Annotated in this window: 18 protein-coding genes; 1 reads left to right on the top strand and 17 read right to left on the bottom strand. The window is 42.5% G+C overall.

What is annotated here, in order from left to right:
- Positions 1-70: 70 nt before the first annotated feature.
- Positions 71-496, bottom strand: a complete 426-nt coding sequence (locus ACOQON_RS10160; protein WP_420575330.1) for a hypothetical protein — start codon at positions 494-496, stop codon at positions 71-73.
- 215 nt (positions 497-711) lie between these two features.
- Positions 712-2223: a M20/M25/M40 family metallo-hydrolase gene (locus ACOQON_RS10155; RefSeq protein WP_420575329.1), complete on the bottom strand. Its 1512-nt coding sequence runs from the start codon at positions 2221-2223 to the stop codon at positions 712-714.
- Between the two features lie 18 nt (positions 2224-2241).
- Here ACOQON_RS10155 and ACOQON_RS10150 point away from each other — a divergent pair, with 18 nt between their 5' ends.
- Entirely contained in the window at positions 2242-2583 is a 342-nt protein-coding gene (locus tag ACOQON_RS10150; RefSeq protein WP_420575328.1) for an HIRAN domain-containing protein, read from the top strand.
- A gap of 2 nt (positions 2584-2585) precedes the next feature.
- Here ACOQON_RS10150 and ACOQON_RS10145 read toward each other — a convergent pair whose 3' ends face one another.
- The 15 genes from ACOQON_RS10145 to ACOQON_RS10075 all read right to left on the bottom strand — a co-directional run bounded on the left by ACOQON_RS10145 (position 2586) and on the right by ACOQON_RS10075 (position 16739).
- Entirely contained in the window at positions 2586-3791 is a 1206-nt protein-coding gene (locus ACOQON_RS10145) for a succinylglutamate desuccinylase/aspartoacylase family protein (protein WP_420575327.1), read from the bottom strand.
- A complete protein-coding gene (locus tag ACOQON_RS10140; RefSeq protein ID WP_420575326.1) occupies positions 3769-5646 on the bottom strand; it encodes a CBS domain-containing protein in 1878 nt (625 codons plus the stop codon). The genes ACOQON_RS10145 and ACOQON_RS10140 overlap by 23 nt, the downstream gene beginning before the upstream one ends.
- Positions 5647-5741: 95 nt before the next feature.
- Positions 5742-6452, bottom strand: a complete 711-nt coding sequence (locus tag ACOQON_RS10135) for an SIMPL domain-containing protein (protein WP_420575325.1) — start codon at positions 6450-6452, stop codon at positions 5742-5744.
- A 24-nt stretch (positions 6453-6476) separates the two neighbouring features.
- Complete coding sequence (locus tag ACOQON_RS10130) at positions 6477-7175, bottom strand: CPBP family intramembrane glutamic endopeptidase (protein WP_420575324.1); 699 nt, start codon at positions 7173-7175, stop codon at positions 6477-6479.
- A gap of 192 nt (positions 7176-7367) precedes the next feature.
- Positions 7368-8666 carry a cryptochrome/photolyase family protein gene (locus ACOQON_RS10125; RefSeq protein WP_420575323.1) on the bottom strand — a complete coding sequence of 433 codons (1299 nt, stop codon included), beginning with the start codon at positions 8664-8666 and terminating at the stop codon, positions 7368-7370.
- Positions 8659-10158, bottom strand: coding sequence for an SDR family oxidoreductase (locus ACOQON_RS10120; RefSeq protein ID WP_420575322.1), 1500 nt, complete (start codon positions 10156-10158; stop codon positions 8659-8661). The genes ACOQON_RS10125 and ACOQON_RS10120 overlap by 8 nt, the downstream gene beginning before the upstream one ends.
- The gene (locus ACOQON_RS10115; RefSeq protein ID WP_420575321.1) at positions 10158-10859 is read right to left on the bottom strand and encodes an SDR family NAD(P)-dependent oxidoreductase; all 702 of its coding nucleotides are present in this window, start codon (positions 10857-10859) and stop codon (positions 10158-10160) included. The genes ACOQON_RS10120 and ACOQON_RS10115 overlap by 1 nt, the downstream gene beginning before the upstream one ends.
- A gap of 35 nt (positions 10860-10894) precedes the next feature.
- A complete protein-coding gene (locus ACOQON_RS10110; protein ID WP_420575320.1) occupies positions 10895-11272 on the bottom strand; it encodes an ester cyclase in 378 nt (125 codons plus the stop codon).
- 35 nt (positions 11273-11307) lie between these two features.
- Positions 11308-11889 carry a YdeI/OmpD-associated family protein gene (locus ACOQON_RS10105; protein WP_420575319.1) on the bottom strand — a complete coding sequence of 194 codons (582 nt, stop codon included), beginning with the start codon at positions 11887-11889 and terminating at the stop codon, positions 11308-11310.
- Positions 11890-11891: 2 nt separating this feature from the next.
- The gene (locus tag ACOQON_RS10100) at positions 11892-12251 is read right to left on the bottom strand and encodes an iron chaperone (protein ID WP_420575318.1); all 360 of its coding nucleotides are present in this window, start codon (positions 12249-12251) and stop codon (positions 11892-11894) included.
- Positions 12248-12634 carry a DoxX family protein gene (locus ACOQON_RS10095; protein ID WP_420575317.1) on the bottom strand — a complete coding sequence of 129 codons (387 nt, stop codon included), beginning with the start codon at positions 12632-12634 and terminating at the stop codon, positions 12248-12250. Before ACOQON_RS10095 ends, ACOQON_RS10100 begins: the two co-directional genes overlap by 4 nt.
- Positions 12635-12643: 9 nt before the next feature.
- Positions 12644-13108, bottom strand: coding sequence for an SRPBCC family protein (locus ACOQON_RS10090; protein WP_420575316.1), 465 nt, complete (start codon positions 13106-13108; stop codon positions 12644-12646).
- On the bottom strand, positions 13108-13431 hold the full coding sequence (locus ACOQON_RS10085) for an ArsR/SmtB family transcription factor (RefSeq protein ID WP_420575315.1): 324 nt from the start codon (positions 13429-13431) through the stop codon (positions 13108-13110). The genes ACOQON_RS10090 and ACOQON_RS10085 overlap by 1 nt, the downstream gene beginning before the upstream one ends.
- Before the next feature lie 86 nt (positions 13432-13517).
- The gene (locus tag ACOQON_RS10080; RefSeq protein ID WP_420575314.1) at positions 13518-14792 is read right to left on the bottom strand and encodes an amidohydrolase family protein; all 1275 of its coding nucleotides are present in this window, start codon (positions 14790-14792) and stop codon (positions 13518-13520) included.
- 72 nt (positions 14793-14864) lie between these two features.
- Positions 14865-16739 (bottom strand): tetratricopeptide repeat protein, encoded by a 1875-nt coding sequence (locus tag ACOQON_RS10075; RefSeq protein WP_420575313.1) that lies wholly within the window; start codon positions 16737-16739, stop codon positions 14865-14867.
- Positions 16740-16888: the final 149 nt, after the last annotated feature.

The following is a 16888-nucleotide window of genomic DNA, read 5'->3' as shown; positions in this document are numbered from 1 at the left end:
CATCCCCCTGCAACGCTTAACCCAACACACCCCCGAAACGTCGGACCGCCTTCAAAGGGGGATTTTCAAACTACAATATTCCTCTTCCCGGCATAGTGGCTAGACCTACAAAGACTAACAGGATAGATATCCCAAAGAAGATTGTCTGGAATCGAAACTTCACTTGTGCGTCGCTAGATTTCTTACTAATGGAACGTCCGATCTGCGCAGCAGCCACCGCAAAGACCATCAAAGCAATATGCTCTACTGACCAGTAGCGTTCTACCGGATTGCCCATATTGTAAGTCACAAATGGGCTGTAGATGAAGTAAAGCACCAGTCCGATCAAAAGCTGCAAGTGCATCAATCCTACATAAGAAGGGGCGAGTATTTTATCAAATTTGGTGTAAGCACCTCCACCAAACCAACCAATGAGTGATTTGATCACCACCACAACGGCAGCAAGCAGTACGAGGTATCTTAATCCGGAATGAGCTTGAAGTAGGAAATTGTACATGCGATTGATTTTTTGCCAAATATAGTCGCTGTAGCTAATCTCACTCAGAAAGTCATGCTGAATTTATTTTGGGATTTTAATTATGCGGAATTATTAGAGAGTAATAAATCCTTCGCTGTGCTTATTCCACACCCTTCGACAGGCTCAGGGTGACACGCTATTTTAGCAGTTTTCCCAACTGTCAGTCTGAGGCTCTCGAAGACGACATTTGAAAATCACTCTTCCATTGTCATCAAGGCACTCATTAACTTAATACCATACCAGAGGTTTCCAATACGGATATTCTCATCAGGCGCATGCTGGTTGTTATCATGGTTGGCGATGGGTAATATAATGGCCGGCTTATTTAATTCATCCGTAAACAGGTAGAGCGGGAGAGACCCTCCAAGAGTTGGCAGTAGAATCAAATCATCACCTGCCACATCTCTAGAACGTTCAATCACATCCTGAATAATCGGCAGATCCATGGAAGTACGAGCAGCAGGGTAGCCACCCGAGCGAGTCACCTTGGCAATTTTGGGATATTTCATTCTTGTTTCCTGATCCGGGTCCTCTCTGACTATATGGAAGCCTTGCTTAAGAATGTGTGCTTCCACCATGTCTTTTTGTTTCTCTGGATCACAGCCCTTCACCAGTCGCATTCCAATAGCTGCAGTGGCTGTTGCAGGAACTACATTTCTTGCTAGCTTTCCAGTGTTTCCACTACTCAGTCCTTTAATGGTAAGCGATGGACGCAGGAGTCGCTCATTGTAGGACTCAGTTCCTTCAGGGTTATTGATTCCCAACTCCTGCTTCAGGTCTTCATCAATAAGTGGGATGTTTGCCATGGCTTGCTTTTCGAGCTCACTAAGTGGCTCTACATCATCATAAAATCCATCAATGATTACGTTTCCTTCTTCGTCTTTCATGGACGCGATGAGTTCTGAAAGGAGCTGCCCCGGAACAGGAGCCCAGTTGCCATAGTGGCCACTATGTAAGGGACGATTAGGCCCGTAGGTGGTTATTTCCATTCCTGTTACACCGCGAACACCAAAAACCAGTTGCGGCTTTCTTGATTGATGAATAGGACCATCACAGAATAGCCATAAGTCGATTTCATCTACCAGCTCACGGTTATCGCTTAAGTACTGATGAAGCTGATCAGATCCAGCTTCCTCCTGACCCTCAAAAAAGAAAACCAGGTTGGAAGTTACATCTAATTCATTGGTTTGGATCATATCCAAAGCGGTAAGAATGGTTATGACCGGAGCTTTATCATCTCCGGCAGATCGGGCGTAGATGCGGTGGTCTTCGTTGATCTCCTGATACGACTCTGGAAACTTGATGGGCGTTCCGCCATCATTCATGGGACCTGAATAGTAGGTGGGTTCCCAGGGGTCGTGTGTCCAGTTGGTTTTATCGGCAGGCTGTCCGTCATAGTGAACGTAGAAAGCGAGTGTGCGTGTGGCTCCTTCTACAGGATAGTAGCCATAAACAATCGGAGGAGTTCCTACCATTCTCAGGAGTTTGGTCTCAACGTTTCTCTTTTTCAATTCTTTAATGATGTGTGCAGCATTCTTATTGATATTTGGCAAATCATAAGCCACGTTGGGAATCGATAACAGTGTTTTGAAATCCTGAATAATCTGAACGCCATTATCCTGAATGTGTTTGTCTGCCAGCTTATTGATGTCTTGTGCGGTGGTGGAGAATACGATGAGGATAAATAATGCTGGAATAATGCGCATGGTTTGTAAATTTGGTTAGTGGCTAAAATTATTAAAATACCGTCTGTATTCGTGTATGAAACAAAGGTGGTAGGTGTTTCCCTAAACAACACCGATGGAACGTCACGTCAGGATATAATCAAACGAGAGGTGGAAGAGGATGATAAACTGACAATAAAACCAGAACCGGGCAATCCGTATGATCCCAATGCTGTGCAGGTCCTATCTAAATTAGGTAATCAGATAGGTTACCTCAACAAGGAATTAGCTGAAACCATCAAGCCTGCGCTCGACAATCAAACAGAGATCCACGTCACGGCCAGGTGGGTCAATGGTGAGAAAATGCTTGGAGTAGGGTTGAGGATTGAGTTGGTAAGCTGAGATTAAAGGTTTAACCACTCCTGGCCGACATAGTCGAAGGTTCTGGCTGCTGCCTCCCTATTATACATGCAATAGTGGTTTTTGTCAGCTTTGACGCTGCGGTAGCCAAATAAGTGAAAGACGTCTTTTGTGAAGAATCGTGCAATTCGTTTATTGACCAGCAGCGCAGATTTGGATGTGTCCATCCATTTTACACCCGGAAGAAATGCAAGGACCCGATCCAGTCGACGTTTACGGACAAATGCTGAGAGCTTCAGAAAGATGGGATTGATTTTTCGAATAAGAAAGAAGCCATCCGAACCTTTTGCCTGATAGAGCGGCATAAATATTCTTCCATTCCGTTTAGAGAAGACCATACCTTCATTGCTATTTGCCAGGTGTTGATTCTGCCGGATGCGCTGGAAATTGTAATAGCCCGGAAGCATCTTAAATATTTCATGCGGTTTGATATGATAGTGAAAGTAAATCTCATAAGTGTGTTGAATGTCACCGGTTGTTTTAGCCAGGAGTTGGTGATACTTATGGTGATCTACTTCTTTCTTTTTAAGTACTCCGGTATAAATCATGGAGAGATAAATAAATGCCACGCAATTTTCAATGGAAGACATATCATCATGTTGTCCGGCCTCAAATCCAAAAGCTACATAGCCCAATTCATTGATGTAACTTAGGATTGGTCCTTCCAGGTATTCTTCTATTCCAAGAATGATGGGCAATGGGTACTGCGAAGTGAAAGCGCGATTTAGTAAGCTATCATTTACGGTCAAGAAAGGGAGCGTTTCGCTGGAAGTAGTATGCATATCGAAAAAGAAAAGAGGTCCATCTTCCTTTTTTCTGATGTTCATTAGTAGCTGGTTTATTTGCATCTGCTCTGCTTCATCCTGATGCTTTGCACTAGACAGATCACCATTTAAATCCCTGAGACGATCTTTCGTCCACATACGATTCAAATCTTCTGTTTGAAAACGCTCTGAATGCTCAAGCGCCCACAGATTACCGGCGATTCCGTACACACTTCCATGTATTATTTCAGGGTTTAGTTTTTCCAGTACATGATTAAGTGCAAAAACACCTGCTGGTTCATTTCCATGTATTCCTCCCACAAAGACCAGTGTTGGTCCTTTATGCTTTCCCCGAACTTCACTTATGATCCGCCCAACTTCAATGGTTTTATCCAGCGCTTCACTATGCACTTTGGTCTTCATCATATTGTTTGATGTCTTTGATGGTGACAATGCTCACAAGGTGGTCATGATGTATGATAGGCAGACAGCCGATTTCGTGCTTTTTCATAAGGCTGATAGCTTCTTTGATCAGCATCTCCGGATCAGCGCTGATCACTTTACTTTCCATGATGTCCCTTACTGTCTTGTTTTTATTTCCTTCAGCCTCTTTGTCGAATCGCTGCATATGTGTCCAGGTGAGGATTCCGCATAGTTCCCCTTTTTGGTTTTCCACGGGAACATGGTGAATATTTTTCCACTGAATGATCTGGGTGGCCAACTCTGCCAGATCATCCTCCTGCACCGTGAAAACCCTGGTGGACATGATGTGACCTACCCGAGAAGCATGCTCGTGAGTAGGGGGGTGGTCCGGGATTTCCGGCCATTCATGGATGGGTTTGTCCTCGGTTTGATTTTTATACATGTATTTGGTCAGGGCCAGGAGGGCATCATCTTTTCGGGTAGTTCTCTTGAGCTTACGATAGTTTCTGATTGACCACTGTGCACCTGTTTGTCCCACCGCACGTGCATCGATAATGCTTAAGAGTCGTTCAGCGGTAGATTTATTGATGCCGGCATTTTCCAGACCATCATAGGCCATGGGTAGCAGTTCTCTTGTAACAAGATCCCGGACAGAAACCTGGCGTCCCCTCCAGTTCATTACCGAGCCCTTCCCGTATCGCGCTGCTTTAATGAAGTTTGATTTCACATCTTCAAAATCCATTTGATTTTGTACTTCAGAGTGAGCGATGGTGCGTCCTTTCATCAGACCGACCCAAAAGGCGAAATTGGCCATTTGGTCAATAATGGTAGGACCGGCAGGAATGTACCTGTTTTCGATTCTTACATGTGCACTGTTTTTAGTTGCGCCATAGCAAGGTCTGTTCCATCTGTAAATGGTGCCATTATGAACGCTGAGTGCTTCCAGCCTGGGATATTTGCCCTCTGCCAGTTCTTTCAGCGAATCAGACTCGATTTCTCGACACAGAAGGACTTTATGTTGGGCGATTTCATTTTTATAAATGTCTGCGATGGTCCCTTCTTCCCAGGTCTCTCCAAAGCTGACTCGGGATATTTGATCTTTTACGGCATAGCTCGATCTTCTGGTATCAATGCTTTGTTGGAATAAAGCAATGCGTGTTTCATTCCAGAGTTCTCTTCCAAGGAGAAGTGGTGAGTTGGTGCATACACCTAAGACGGGACCGGATATAGCCTGTGCCCAATTGTATTCTGAAACAAAATTCTCAGGATCTACCTGAAGGTGTAGTTGAAAACTTGTATTACATGCCTCTGTCAGTACCGAGTCGTGTTTCATGAAAAGCTCATCCACTCCTTTAATATGAAGACTGAAATCTGAGCCCCGTGCTCCTTTCATCATTTCATTGAGTGCCCGGTAGCGAGGCTTGGGTGTCATGTACTCAAGTGAAAGCTCTGTTTTGCTCACGGTAGGAAGTATGCCGGTGAGAAGGACATATGCATCATGTCTTGCAGCAGCAGCCGAAGCTTTATTCAGCAACCTCCGTAAGTTCGTTTCCATTTCATTCAAACTGCTGCCTTTAAGTTCGATTGGGTCGAGATTTATTTCGAGATTGTAAAGTGCGAGCTCATTGGTAAAGTGGGGGTCATTGAGGTCTTTTAGAATTTCATCTGCATTATTTTGAGGACGGTAGTTTTCTGTAATCAATGAGATTTCCTGCTCAGCACCAATTCGGTGAATCCCTGACTCAATCAGTTTTCGCTCCAGCATAAGCTCAAGACACTTCACATCATTCAGGAGGTGTCGAATGAATTCAGTACGTATGGATTGGTTTAAGGCAGAGCTTACAACTTGATTTCCCATATCCGTAAGATTTGATCCTTAAAATTTGGTCAAAATTCATGGATGGGATATGATGTTTGGCAGAGAGGAGACTGAGATGAATCAGTCAGAGAAGCCTAGTCTTCAATGTAGAATTCGAGTGTAGATACGATCCGAACTTTCTTCATTACACCTGAATTCTGGTCTAAATCGGTGATGGAAAAATACCCCTGATTGGCCGACTTGATTTTTCCAACATTAGACCCGGAATCACGAGCAAATTTTTCTGCAGCCTCACGAGCATTTTTGGTTGCCTCTTCAATCATCTCTGGCTTAATGTCATTGAGTTTTGTATAGATATACTGAACCGGCTGCCAGGTGTTTTTGGATCCGATTACCAGTCCCTGACCGACGATGCTGGGAACCTTGTACATCGCTTCGCTCATTTTATCTAGCTTAGTTGTTCGTAAGTTAAAATCTACTTTGGCAATGTAACGGTCTTGGTTGTAAGCGTTCTGACCTCCGTAAAGCAACGCCCGGTTGTCCTGGATGGTTGGTGCTCCCACTGTGAGTTCTTCCTCGGTAAATTCCAATCCGGCAAAAAAGTCCTGAAGAATTTTGGTTTGGTGTTCCAATGTTTTTTGAAGTTGGCCAAGCTCATTTCCGGAGACAGTCAGTTCCAAAGGCCAGGTTGCAATGTCCGCCTGAACTTCTCTTTCAGCAAGTCCTTTCACCACTACTGTGCGGTCCAGCTTCTTACCGGCTATGTATGTTTGGCCGACAAAGTATCCAGCAAGTGTAATTGAAATTGCAAGAATGATAGATGAAGCTAATCCGGACTTTTGCATAATTGTAAATGTTAGTTTGTGAATTTACACATTGTACAAATGATGGACCAAAATGATCGCCAACATATTGTATAATCCATGCGTGACAATGGGTGCGGTCAGCCTTCCGGTTTTGATGAATATGAGCGTGTAAGCCAATGTTGGAATCGTGATATCCATGAGCTCGATTTGATTAGAGGGAAGGTGCCCCACGATAAAGAAAATCATGGATAAAATTGCAGCCATGTAAAGACCGATTTTAGGATTTGAAAATGTTTCCTTTAGGGCATTTATAAAATAACCTCGATTGAAAACTTCTTCCGTGATTCCACCTCCAATCACGCCTAACGAAATAAATGACAAGAGTGAAAGGATTCCACCATCCAGCATCTTAACCATATTAGCAACATCTGCCCGTTCAGCACCACCGGTTGCGGGTATGATCCAAAGGAACTGAAGGGCAGTCCAGGCAAGTCCTATAGCCGCTCCAATCAAAACATCTTTCGAACGAAAAATCAGCCCAATAAAATGCAGATCATGGCCTGCTTTTTTAAGCGAATACTTAACCAGTGCGGTGACGGTTACGAACTGAAATATGGCAGTGTAGAACAAGTTGATCCCACTGAGTCCACCGTTCCATTTAGAGATACCAAAGAATAGATTGGGTAGAATGAATAGGAGGTAACCGACCAAAATTGTAAAGATGAACAGTCTGATTTTTTTTGCTCGTGTTGGTGTTGTCATGCTTAGGTTTTTGTAGATGATGAATCAAAACCTGATATGTTACACTTGTCAGAGCTAATCAATAATTAAAGCGTAAATTCAGCAATTTTTAATTGAAGTAATACCCGTAACAAATAATCGTAAGTATCTGAATAATAAAGTATTAAGGAAAATTTTTAATTTATACTAAAATATTTAGTATTTAAGCCAAATTTAGCTTAATGCACTCTTGTAGGCTTCCAAACATCTTTCTCTGGCTGCTTTATGATCAACTATTGGTTTTGGGTAATATTGGGTTCCATTCTCCGGCACCCACTTGTTGATGTACTTTCTGTCTTTATCAAATTTATCTGTCTGAGAGTAGGGGTTAAAAATCCTGAAATAAGGCTGAGCATCCACGCCGGTTCCGGCTGCCCATTGCCATCCCCCGTTGTTACTGGCCAGCTCATAGTCCAGTAATTTTTCTGCGAAATACGCTTCACCCCATCGCCAATCAATGAGTAAATGTTTGGTGAGAAAGCTTGCCACAATCATACGCACCCGGTTGTGCATAAAGCCGGTCTCATTCAGTTCTCTCATGCCCGCATCCACGATCGGATATCCGGTTTTTCCCTTCTTCCATTTCTCAAATTCTTCTTCATTGTTTCGCCACTTTATCCTATCATATTTTCGATTGAAATTGGTGTCAACCACCTGTGGAAAATGCCACAAAATCGCCTGGTAAAAGTCACGCCAGATGAGCTCATTTAGGTACTTCTCATTGAGTGACTTTGCCTGCCTTGTCAGCTCTCTGATACTTACTGTCCCAAAGCGTAAATGAAGGCTCATTCTGCTGGTCCCCCGGATGGCTGGAATGTCTCTTGTTTCATCATATTTTGAAACGATGCTTTCGTTCAGTTTTCGGTCTGGAAATTCGATTCCTACTGGCTCAAATCCGATCGTCTCAAGGGATGGAATTTCTTTGGGTTTTGTCTGAAACCAGTTGGATGCTTCCTCCGATTTCGAAGCACTCAGGTGTCCACCTTCCAGTGACTTTTTCCAGAGTTTGCTGTAAGGGGTATAGACCACATATGGGGCGCCATTGTCTTTGACTATCTCGTCTTTTTCAAAAATGACATGATCTTTCTTGGCCTTAAATTCAATGCCATTTTCTTTGAGCAAATCATAAATTTTCTTATCGCGATCCCGTGCATAGGGTTCATAATCTTTGTTGGCCCAGACCGCTTTAATATCGTAATCATTCAGTAGGTTTTTCCACACCTCTGTTGGTTTCCCAATGCGGACATCCATGGCGCCACCCTTCTTGCTGATCTCTCCTTGAAGCCGTATGATTTCCTGATGGATGAACTCAACACGTGCATCTTTTTTAGGTAGTTCATCCAGGATGTTTGTATCAAAAATAAATACTGGTTGAACCGGGAATGATTCCTTATGTGCATGGTAGAGTCCTCTGTTATCCTCGAGACGTAAATCTCTGCGAAACCAGAATATGGTGACCTGGGGTTTAGTCATTTTGTTTCATTTTAAGGTTACTCCCTCGGGAAGGGGAATTGGTTTCCCGGAAGGAAATAAGGTTTCTCGCCATATTTCTAAAAATAGGACCGTGAAAAGGCAGGACCAAATACCAATAGATACGTCCCCATACCCCTAGAGGTCTGAAGGTTGCTGATTGTATTAAGGAATACTCGCTATCATTTTTTTTGATTCGAAATTCCAGCCAGGCGTCTCCGGGTAAGCGCATTTCAGCAAAAAGGAGCAAGCGCATTTCTTTTTTATTGGCATAAAGAACCCGCCAAAAATCTAGCGCGTCACCCCCTTTGAGATCGGTGGGACTTCTCCTTCCACGTCTCAGCCCGACACCACCAACAAGTTTATCTATGAAACCTCTGATTTTCCAGAGGAAATTCCCATAGTACCAACCTCGTTCTCCTCCAATTGCCCAGATATTATCAATAACCTCATGAGGATCCCTTTTAAATGAATAGGTTCTAATGTCCTTGAAACATCCGTGTTTAGGTGCTTCCACTTGACGGAGAAATGAATTATTGAAATTCGGATTAATAAAAGAGTCCTTCCAACTACTCACAACTTGTTTCTCACTGATTTTGGTAAAAGTCCTTTTCAGGGACTCTTTGTAGGAGAGCTTATCAATTTTTACAATACGGTCAATTTCATTATTTCTGACTACCACCTCGTTTTTCATGCTGTCTACCAGATTTCTAGCCAGGCGATAAGAGGTAGAGGTCACCAAATAAAGCCACAGTGAGGATAATTTGATTGTCAGGACAGGAACGGTAATAATGTAACGTTTCAGTCCTCTGACTTCAGCAAATTGAAGGAGCATTTGTTTGTAAGTGAGAACGTCTTTGCCGCCAATATCAAAAGTCTGATCAAATGCTTTTTTGTTTCCAAGCACCCCGACCAGATACTCTAATACATTGGCAATACCAATGGGCTGACATCTACTGTTTAGCCATTTAGGAGCGATCATCACCGGAAGTTTTTCAACCAGGTCTCGGATAATCTCAAAAGATGCTCCTCCGGAACCGATAATTATTGCCGATCGCAGGACCGTGATTGGAACATTTGACTCCTTCAGAATATTTTCTACATTCCTTCTGGAGGATAAGTGTACGGAGAGTTCAGCATCGTTAGCAATCCCTCCAAGGTAGATCACCTGGCTAGCCTTAGTTGCATTGATATATGCATTAAAATTCTCGGCGGTTGTAGCTTCCAGCTGACTGAATTCCGTGCTGTTGGACGTTAGTGAGTGGATTAGATAATAGGCAACATCAATATTGGGTGGGAGCTTTTTAAGACTCTCTTTATCAAGGAAGTCGCATTCGATCACCTCAACGTGCTTGAGAAAGTCATCATTGAAATCTTCAAAATCAAAGCGTCTGGCATCCCGCACCGGACAAACCACAGTGTGACCGGCTTCTACCAATTCGGGAAGCAAACGGCGGCCGATGTAGCCGGTAGAGCCTGTGAGTAGAATCTTCATTAGAGAGGTCTGATTGATGACATTCCGCCATCCAGGCCAATTACTTGTCCTGTCATCCAACTTGAGTCTTCCGATAATAGAAAGTTAGCCATTTTAGCTACCTCTTGAGCCGAACCCACTCGATTCATTGCATGTCTTTTTCCTGAAGCCTTCTTTTTGTCCTCTGAAGACAGAATTCGACTAGCCAATGGGGTATCGGTCACCGAGGGGGCAATGCAGTTGACGCGTATTTTTGGGGCTAGCTCTGCAGCTAATGAACGAGTGATGCCTTCCAGGGCACCTTTGCTAGCTGCAACAGAAGCGTGGAATGGCATCCCTTGCTGCACTGCGACTGTGCTGAATAATACCACAGAAGCACCATCACTTTTCTTCAGACCTTTCAACACTGATTGAAGGGTTTTAACTGCTCCCTTCACATTCACATCAAAGTCGTACTGAAAGTCCTTTGGTTTTAGCCCATGAAAAGGTTTTAGGTTAATGGTACCAGGACAGTAAGCAAATCCATCTACAGTATCCAGATCGATTTTGGGTTCTTCCTCTGAAGTTACATCGTATTCAATGTGAATGACATTGGAAAGTGAATCCAACTCACCTTTGCTTCTTGAGAGAACTGTTACCTTATTTCCAGCTTCTGATAATTGTTTTGATAATTCGAATCCAATGCCGGAGCTACCGCCAACGACTACATATTGTTTACTCATGCACTGATAACTAATGGCATGGGCTAAAGTTTGAATCAATACATTGTATTTGAGTTTGCAGATTTATTCGGTATCTGTTGGATAGCATCCCAATGCTCAACGATCTTTCCGTTTTTATCAAATCGAAAGAAATCCATTGTTACATACTGGTCATTTCCCGGCCAGGTTTGATGGGTGTGAAGAGCGACTAAATCTCCCTCCGCAATGCAGCGCACAAACTCTATGGATTTATCAGGATACTCTCTTTGCATGCGCTCGAAATAGTCGATGAAGCCTTGTGTGCCGTTCGCTACGTCCGGGTTATGTTGAATGTAATCGTCTCCGACATAAAGCTCCACTGCTTTGGCTGGATCACCTAAAAATGCGGTTCGATAGAAGTTGATGGCGTTTTGTTTGTTTTGATCAAGATTCATAGAAGTCAAACAGGCTATACAAAGGAATAAGTTTCTTACCGCTCATTCCAGCCTTTGCCTTCATAAATTCTGGGCTTGGCTTTTTCTATTCTCGAGGTACGTGTTGAGGACTGCTTTGCATCTGAGAAGTGAAGAAGGTAACCCCTTTGTCTGCCGGGTGTCAACGCCTCAAAAGCAGCTTTGAATTCAGGATCCTTTTCGAAGATCGCATTGAGTTCGTCCGGCATAGGAAAATCTTTTGTCTTTTTCTTCGCTACTTTCAAGCCTGCCTTTTCTACTTCGATGGCTTCATAGATGTAAGCCTTTATTGTGGATTGGAAACGACCAATTTCTTTAATATTCGTAAATCGGATCTGTCTGGCAGATTGTACATTCTCCGTTTGCTGCACTAAGATTTTCTCAATGTCTTTAAGTAGCGCTCCTTTGTGAAAGAGAAGGGCGCAATAATCTTTAAATCCATGGATCAGAACGATGTTGTCTCCTTTGAAGGTGTAGCAGGGGTGACCCCATTTTAATTCTTCGGTCAGGTCACATCCCAATACTATTTGTCTCAAATGAGCATATTCTTCCTTCCATTTGGTATCTTTTTCAAAAAACCAGTCGACTTTAGAATTCATACTTAACCAATATCTTTTGCTTTCGAAATTTTCTCTTCTAATAACAACCTCAAATACTCTGTTGGCACTTCCTGATCATATTTGATCTGAACTGTCTCCTTTCCTGTGTGATAACCATTCTTTTCGAGCTGCTCCTTATGTTCGTCAGATAATACATCTGCTCCGATTCCGAAGGTAACGTGGTTCTTGAACGCTGCAAAGCCAACATGTACTCCATCAAACTTATAGAAAGGCACGTTGTAGCTTATACTTTCATCAGCATCCGGAATTGTTTTAAGGATGATCTGGCGAAGCTTTCTAAGTAATGGATGGGCAGCCGGGACAGAGCTTAGTATGTACGAATCAACATCCTTGTATTTCATTGCATAGTCGATATTTTGATTTTTCTGCTATCCGGACGGAAATACCAGGATAACACAGTCACTATCAACAATATTAACGAAGGTACAGCTTCGCTGAATGGTTGACCTGCGGTAATGTGTGAAGTCGCAGCTCCGGACATGGCAAAGAAAAAGCCTGCATATGCCCACTCCTTTATCAGTGGGAATTTGGGAACCAGAATGGCAACAACTCCCAAAATTTTCCATGTTCCCAGGATAGATAACATGTAGGTAGGGTAGCCCAGTTGATTGACAATATCCACATAGCCACCAATTTGCAAAAGCTGTTGCACACCGCCGGCTATCATTCCCAATGAGAGAAAGCCTGTGGTAATCCAATAAATGATGTTATTTCTCTTTTTCATAATCTGACTCTAGTTTGATCGTTGCATAATTTCTTCCAGCTTATTGTGAGCCATATTCACGCCTTGTTTAAAAGGCAGTTTCAGCATATTGTCACGATCCTCTACTGATTTATAAATGATATGTATCTCCAGCTTACTGGTTTTGCTGGTGAGCGGTTTGAATGAAATAAACTCCAGTTGAACAGGGAAGGGGGTCTTCTCCATTTCGAAGGTGCGTGTGATTGCTTCATTTGGAATAAACGTGTGGATGGTTCCATGAAATACATGAACATCCCCTTTCGGGTCGGTTGTTTCAAAATGATAACTCCCATGATCTTTATTGTCCAGCTTCAGCACTTTGGTTCCCATCCATTGTTCTACCAGTTCAGGTTCGATGTATGCTTTAAATAGCAATTCAAGTGGTAACTCAAACTCTCTAGTGATTTTCAAATCCTGCTTGTTGTCTTCAGCATGAATCTTTGTCTTTAATTCCATTAGTTCTTCAGTTTGTGATTTTTCATTACATCTTCCAGCTTATTGAATCGATCATCCCACATCTTACGGAAAGGCTCAATAAACTCAGCGACAGTCTTTAATCCCTGTGGGTTTAAATAGAAGCGAATCTCCCGTCCTTGCTGCTCTTTCTTCAGAAGTTCACATTCGGTAAGTATTTGTAAGTGTTTCGATACCGTAGGGCGAGCTGTGTCAAAGTTTGCAGCAATAGCACCAGCTGTCATCGATTGAGAAGCTACAAGTAAAAGGATCGCCCTTCTGGTGGGATCGGCTATAGCCTGAAATACATCTCTACGTAGATTCATTATGTAGTCATTTGACTACAAATATATGCGTAGTTATTTAACTACGCAATGTGGATTTACTTTAAGCAATTGGAAGCTGATTTTGGTTATTGTGTTCTGAGTGCTTTAACCACTTCACCTTCTTTCATTACAAACACTACTTCTTCTAAGATTGCTATGTTATCCAGTGGATTTCCTTTCACCGCAATGAGATCAGCTATTTTTCCTTCTTCAATACTACCAAGATTCTCTTTCATCCCCAGCAAATCAGCGGCAATGATGGTAGCAGATTTAATTGCCCCAAGATGACTCATTCCGGCATTTATCATCAGTTTGAATTGTTTTGTATTCTGTCCATGCGGATAAACTCCGGCATCTGTGCTAAACACCATTTTGACTCCATTATCAACTGCCAGTTTGAAGCGCCGCTCTATTTCAGCATATTGCTCTTCGGTTGTACCTTCCATCTCTTTGTCATCGTAACTATTGTTCATAACAAACCACTCATAGTATCCGGCATAAAGATCCATAGATAAAAAGGCATCTTTTTCTTTGATAAGGTCAATACACTCCTGATTTAGAAATGTGGCGTGCTCGATTGATTTAACCCCTGCATTTAATGCATTGATAATACCTTCCTTTCCGTGAGCATGTGCAGCCACAGGTATACCAAGTTTATCAGCTTCCATAACAGCTGCTCGCATCTCCTCTTCGGAATAAGAGGTTGCCCCTGGAATGGTTCCATATGATCCAAAGCCACCTGTGGCAAAGATTTTAATCCAGTCTACTTTTTGAATGAGATGTTTGCGGGTTTCTTTCATAACTTCAACCTCACCATCTGCAACGCTTCCTGGGTTCTCTTTAAGCTCTAATTGAGGACTGAGCCAATTACCCCATGCGCCATGTCCACCCGTAATGGAAAGGCCTGAGCCGGTAACAAACATGCGGGGGCCGGGAATGATCCCTTTGTTTATCGCATCGCGCAGTGCGACATCTGAGTAAAAATGAGCATGTACATCTCTGACCGTAGTAAAACCTGCCTCCAGGGTCTTTTTCGCATTGACCACTCCTAGGATTCCATAGAAGGCGGCAGGAAGTGAATACTCATCAAAATCAGGATATCCTTCATACCAATTTCCGGTTAAATGTGTATGACAATCAATTAAGCAGGGAAGGAGGGTGTAGCCATCTAAATTGATATAGTTTGTACCTGCAGGAGGTTTACCGGTTGTGATTTCTTCAATTTTCCCGTTGTTCACTACGACGGTAACGGACTCCACATACTTCCCTTTGTTTACATCTATCATCCCACTGGCGTAGATAGTGGTTTGGCTATTGACTAGCACTGGTATAATGAAAACGAGTAATAGAATCCGTTTCATAAGATCGAAGGTAGGTTTCATTGGAAGTTAGCTTTTTTCGATTTTTATTCTCATAAAAAAATCTGGAAACTGTTAAATTCTATTCAAATATTTTACCAGATCTTCCTCCTTATCTAGATTCAACTTTTGCTTAAGTCTATACTTTGACTTCAATACACTATCGGGCATCACACTGAAGATAGAAGCAATTTCCTTTGTCGATAAGCTCATCCTCAGGAAAGAGGCTAGCCTGATTTCCTTTTCTGTAATGTCCGGATCGATTTCTTTTAATTTCTGATCAAAGTCGTTATGCACTTCAGAGAAGTATGACTTAAAAACCTCCCAGTCTTCGTCCTCTGCGTTTTCTTTTCTTAGCAGCAGAATTAACCTTCTAAATTCAACCTTGAAAAGTTCTGGTGATTGTTTTAGGCGTTCGAGGTTGTCCTTAAGCTCTTGAATAAAGGTATTTTTCTTCACGAGGTGGAGTGTTTGAGAGGCAAGTTCTTTTTTCTTGAATTCCAGTTCCTGATTTAGCAGTGCTTCTTTCTTCTCGTGCTTAATGCGGTTTTTCTTGATTCGTTGATTAAATCCAAAGAACAATAGACCTGAAATAGTGATGAACGAAAACATGCCTGTTGCATAAATGGATTTGGTCAGTCGGTCATTTGCTGCATGAGTTTTCATGACTTGCAGTTCTTGTTCCTGCAATTCGATTTCGATCTCCTTTTGTGAGAGCTCAAACTTAACTCTCAGTTCTTCGATGGTCTTTATTTTGTTGGTATTCAGGATCGAGTCATTCAGTATTTTACTTTCTGTCAGATAATCTAAAGCCAATGAAAGATCACCAGCTTGTTTATATGCTTTTGCAAGGTGTTCCACTGCTACTTTTTTAATGGAGACATTTTCATTTTCATCAGCATATTGGCTTGCGTTGATTGCTTTCTCTATGGCTTTTAGTGGTTGCTTCAACATGAGATATGCTTCCGCCTGACTGTTTTCTGCAATTGCAATCCGTCGGGAAGCACCAATCCTGGTAGATATTTCAATGGATTGTTCCAGGAAGTACAGTGCTTTGTGTGGCTGATCCAGTTGAATCCAAATACCACCAATATTTGTAAGTGATGCAGCTTGAAGAGCAGGGACATTAGCTTGCTTACTTTTTTCAATGCTCCTTTCAAAATAGTTCAGAGCAGTTTCTTCCTCATTCAGCAACTTATACATCACCCCAATGTCGTTGAGCGCCTGTGCCTGATAGTACACATCTTCGTTTGCCTCATAGACTTTAAGTGCGATTAAGTTGTAATCAATACCTTTCTGAAAGTTTTTAAGGTTCATCTCCAGAGTGGCTAGGTGATTGTAACAATCGGCAATTCGTACCGAGTCACCAAGCTGCTCGTAGATTTTCAGACCTTTGTGTACGTATTTCAGAGCAATCGAGTAGTAGCCTTTGTTTTGGTTGATTGTGCCCTTGAAATCATAAGCCATTGCCATACCAACTGAGTCTCCAGCCTGAATTGTGTTTTTCAGATCCAGGTCATTGATGCTGTCAGAGGTCATCAAGTCTCCTTTGTAATAGGCCATTATAGCTAACCCATTCAAAGCCTTCGAAATGGCTACAGGATCTTTCAATTCGTTGGCCAGTGTTAAGCTTAGGGAGTAATAATGGGACGCTGAATCAGCTTGACCATAATTGTAGTGCCAGACGCCCATCTGATAGGTGGCCCGAGCAATTTGAGATTGGTCTTTCAACTGTTTAGCTAGAGTCAGTTGCACTCTGACTGTAGCACCAGCTTTGTCCATGTCACGATACATGTAGTGATTCAAGATCTCATTGAGTGTGTTCAGTTTGGTTGTATCATTCGGTAGCTTCTCAGCAGCTTGAAGCAGACTGTCAATCCGTGTCTGATTTTGTGCTATAGCTAACGAGGAAAATATGAAAAAAAGTAGAAGTGCGAGGTAGCTTTTCATGATACCTGATTTTGATTGGCTCGGTCAATATACACACTGATGGTGCCTTTGTCCATATCAAAAGCAAGACTGTCTTTGACAAATGAGCTGAATAGCTGGTTGGTTGATCAAGGCCAAATGATTAGAAAAGTGGTTTGATAAGGGTTTAA

The organism is Ekhidna sp. (assembly GCF_965221965.1).
Taxonomy (GTDB): domain Bacteria; phylum Bacteroidota; class Bacteroidia; order Cytophagales; family Cyclobacteriaceae; genus Ekhidna.
This window is presented reverse-complemented; position numbering and strand designations above follow the sequence as displayed.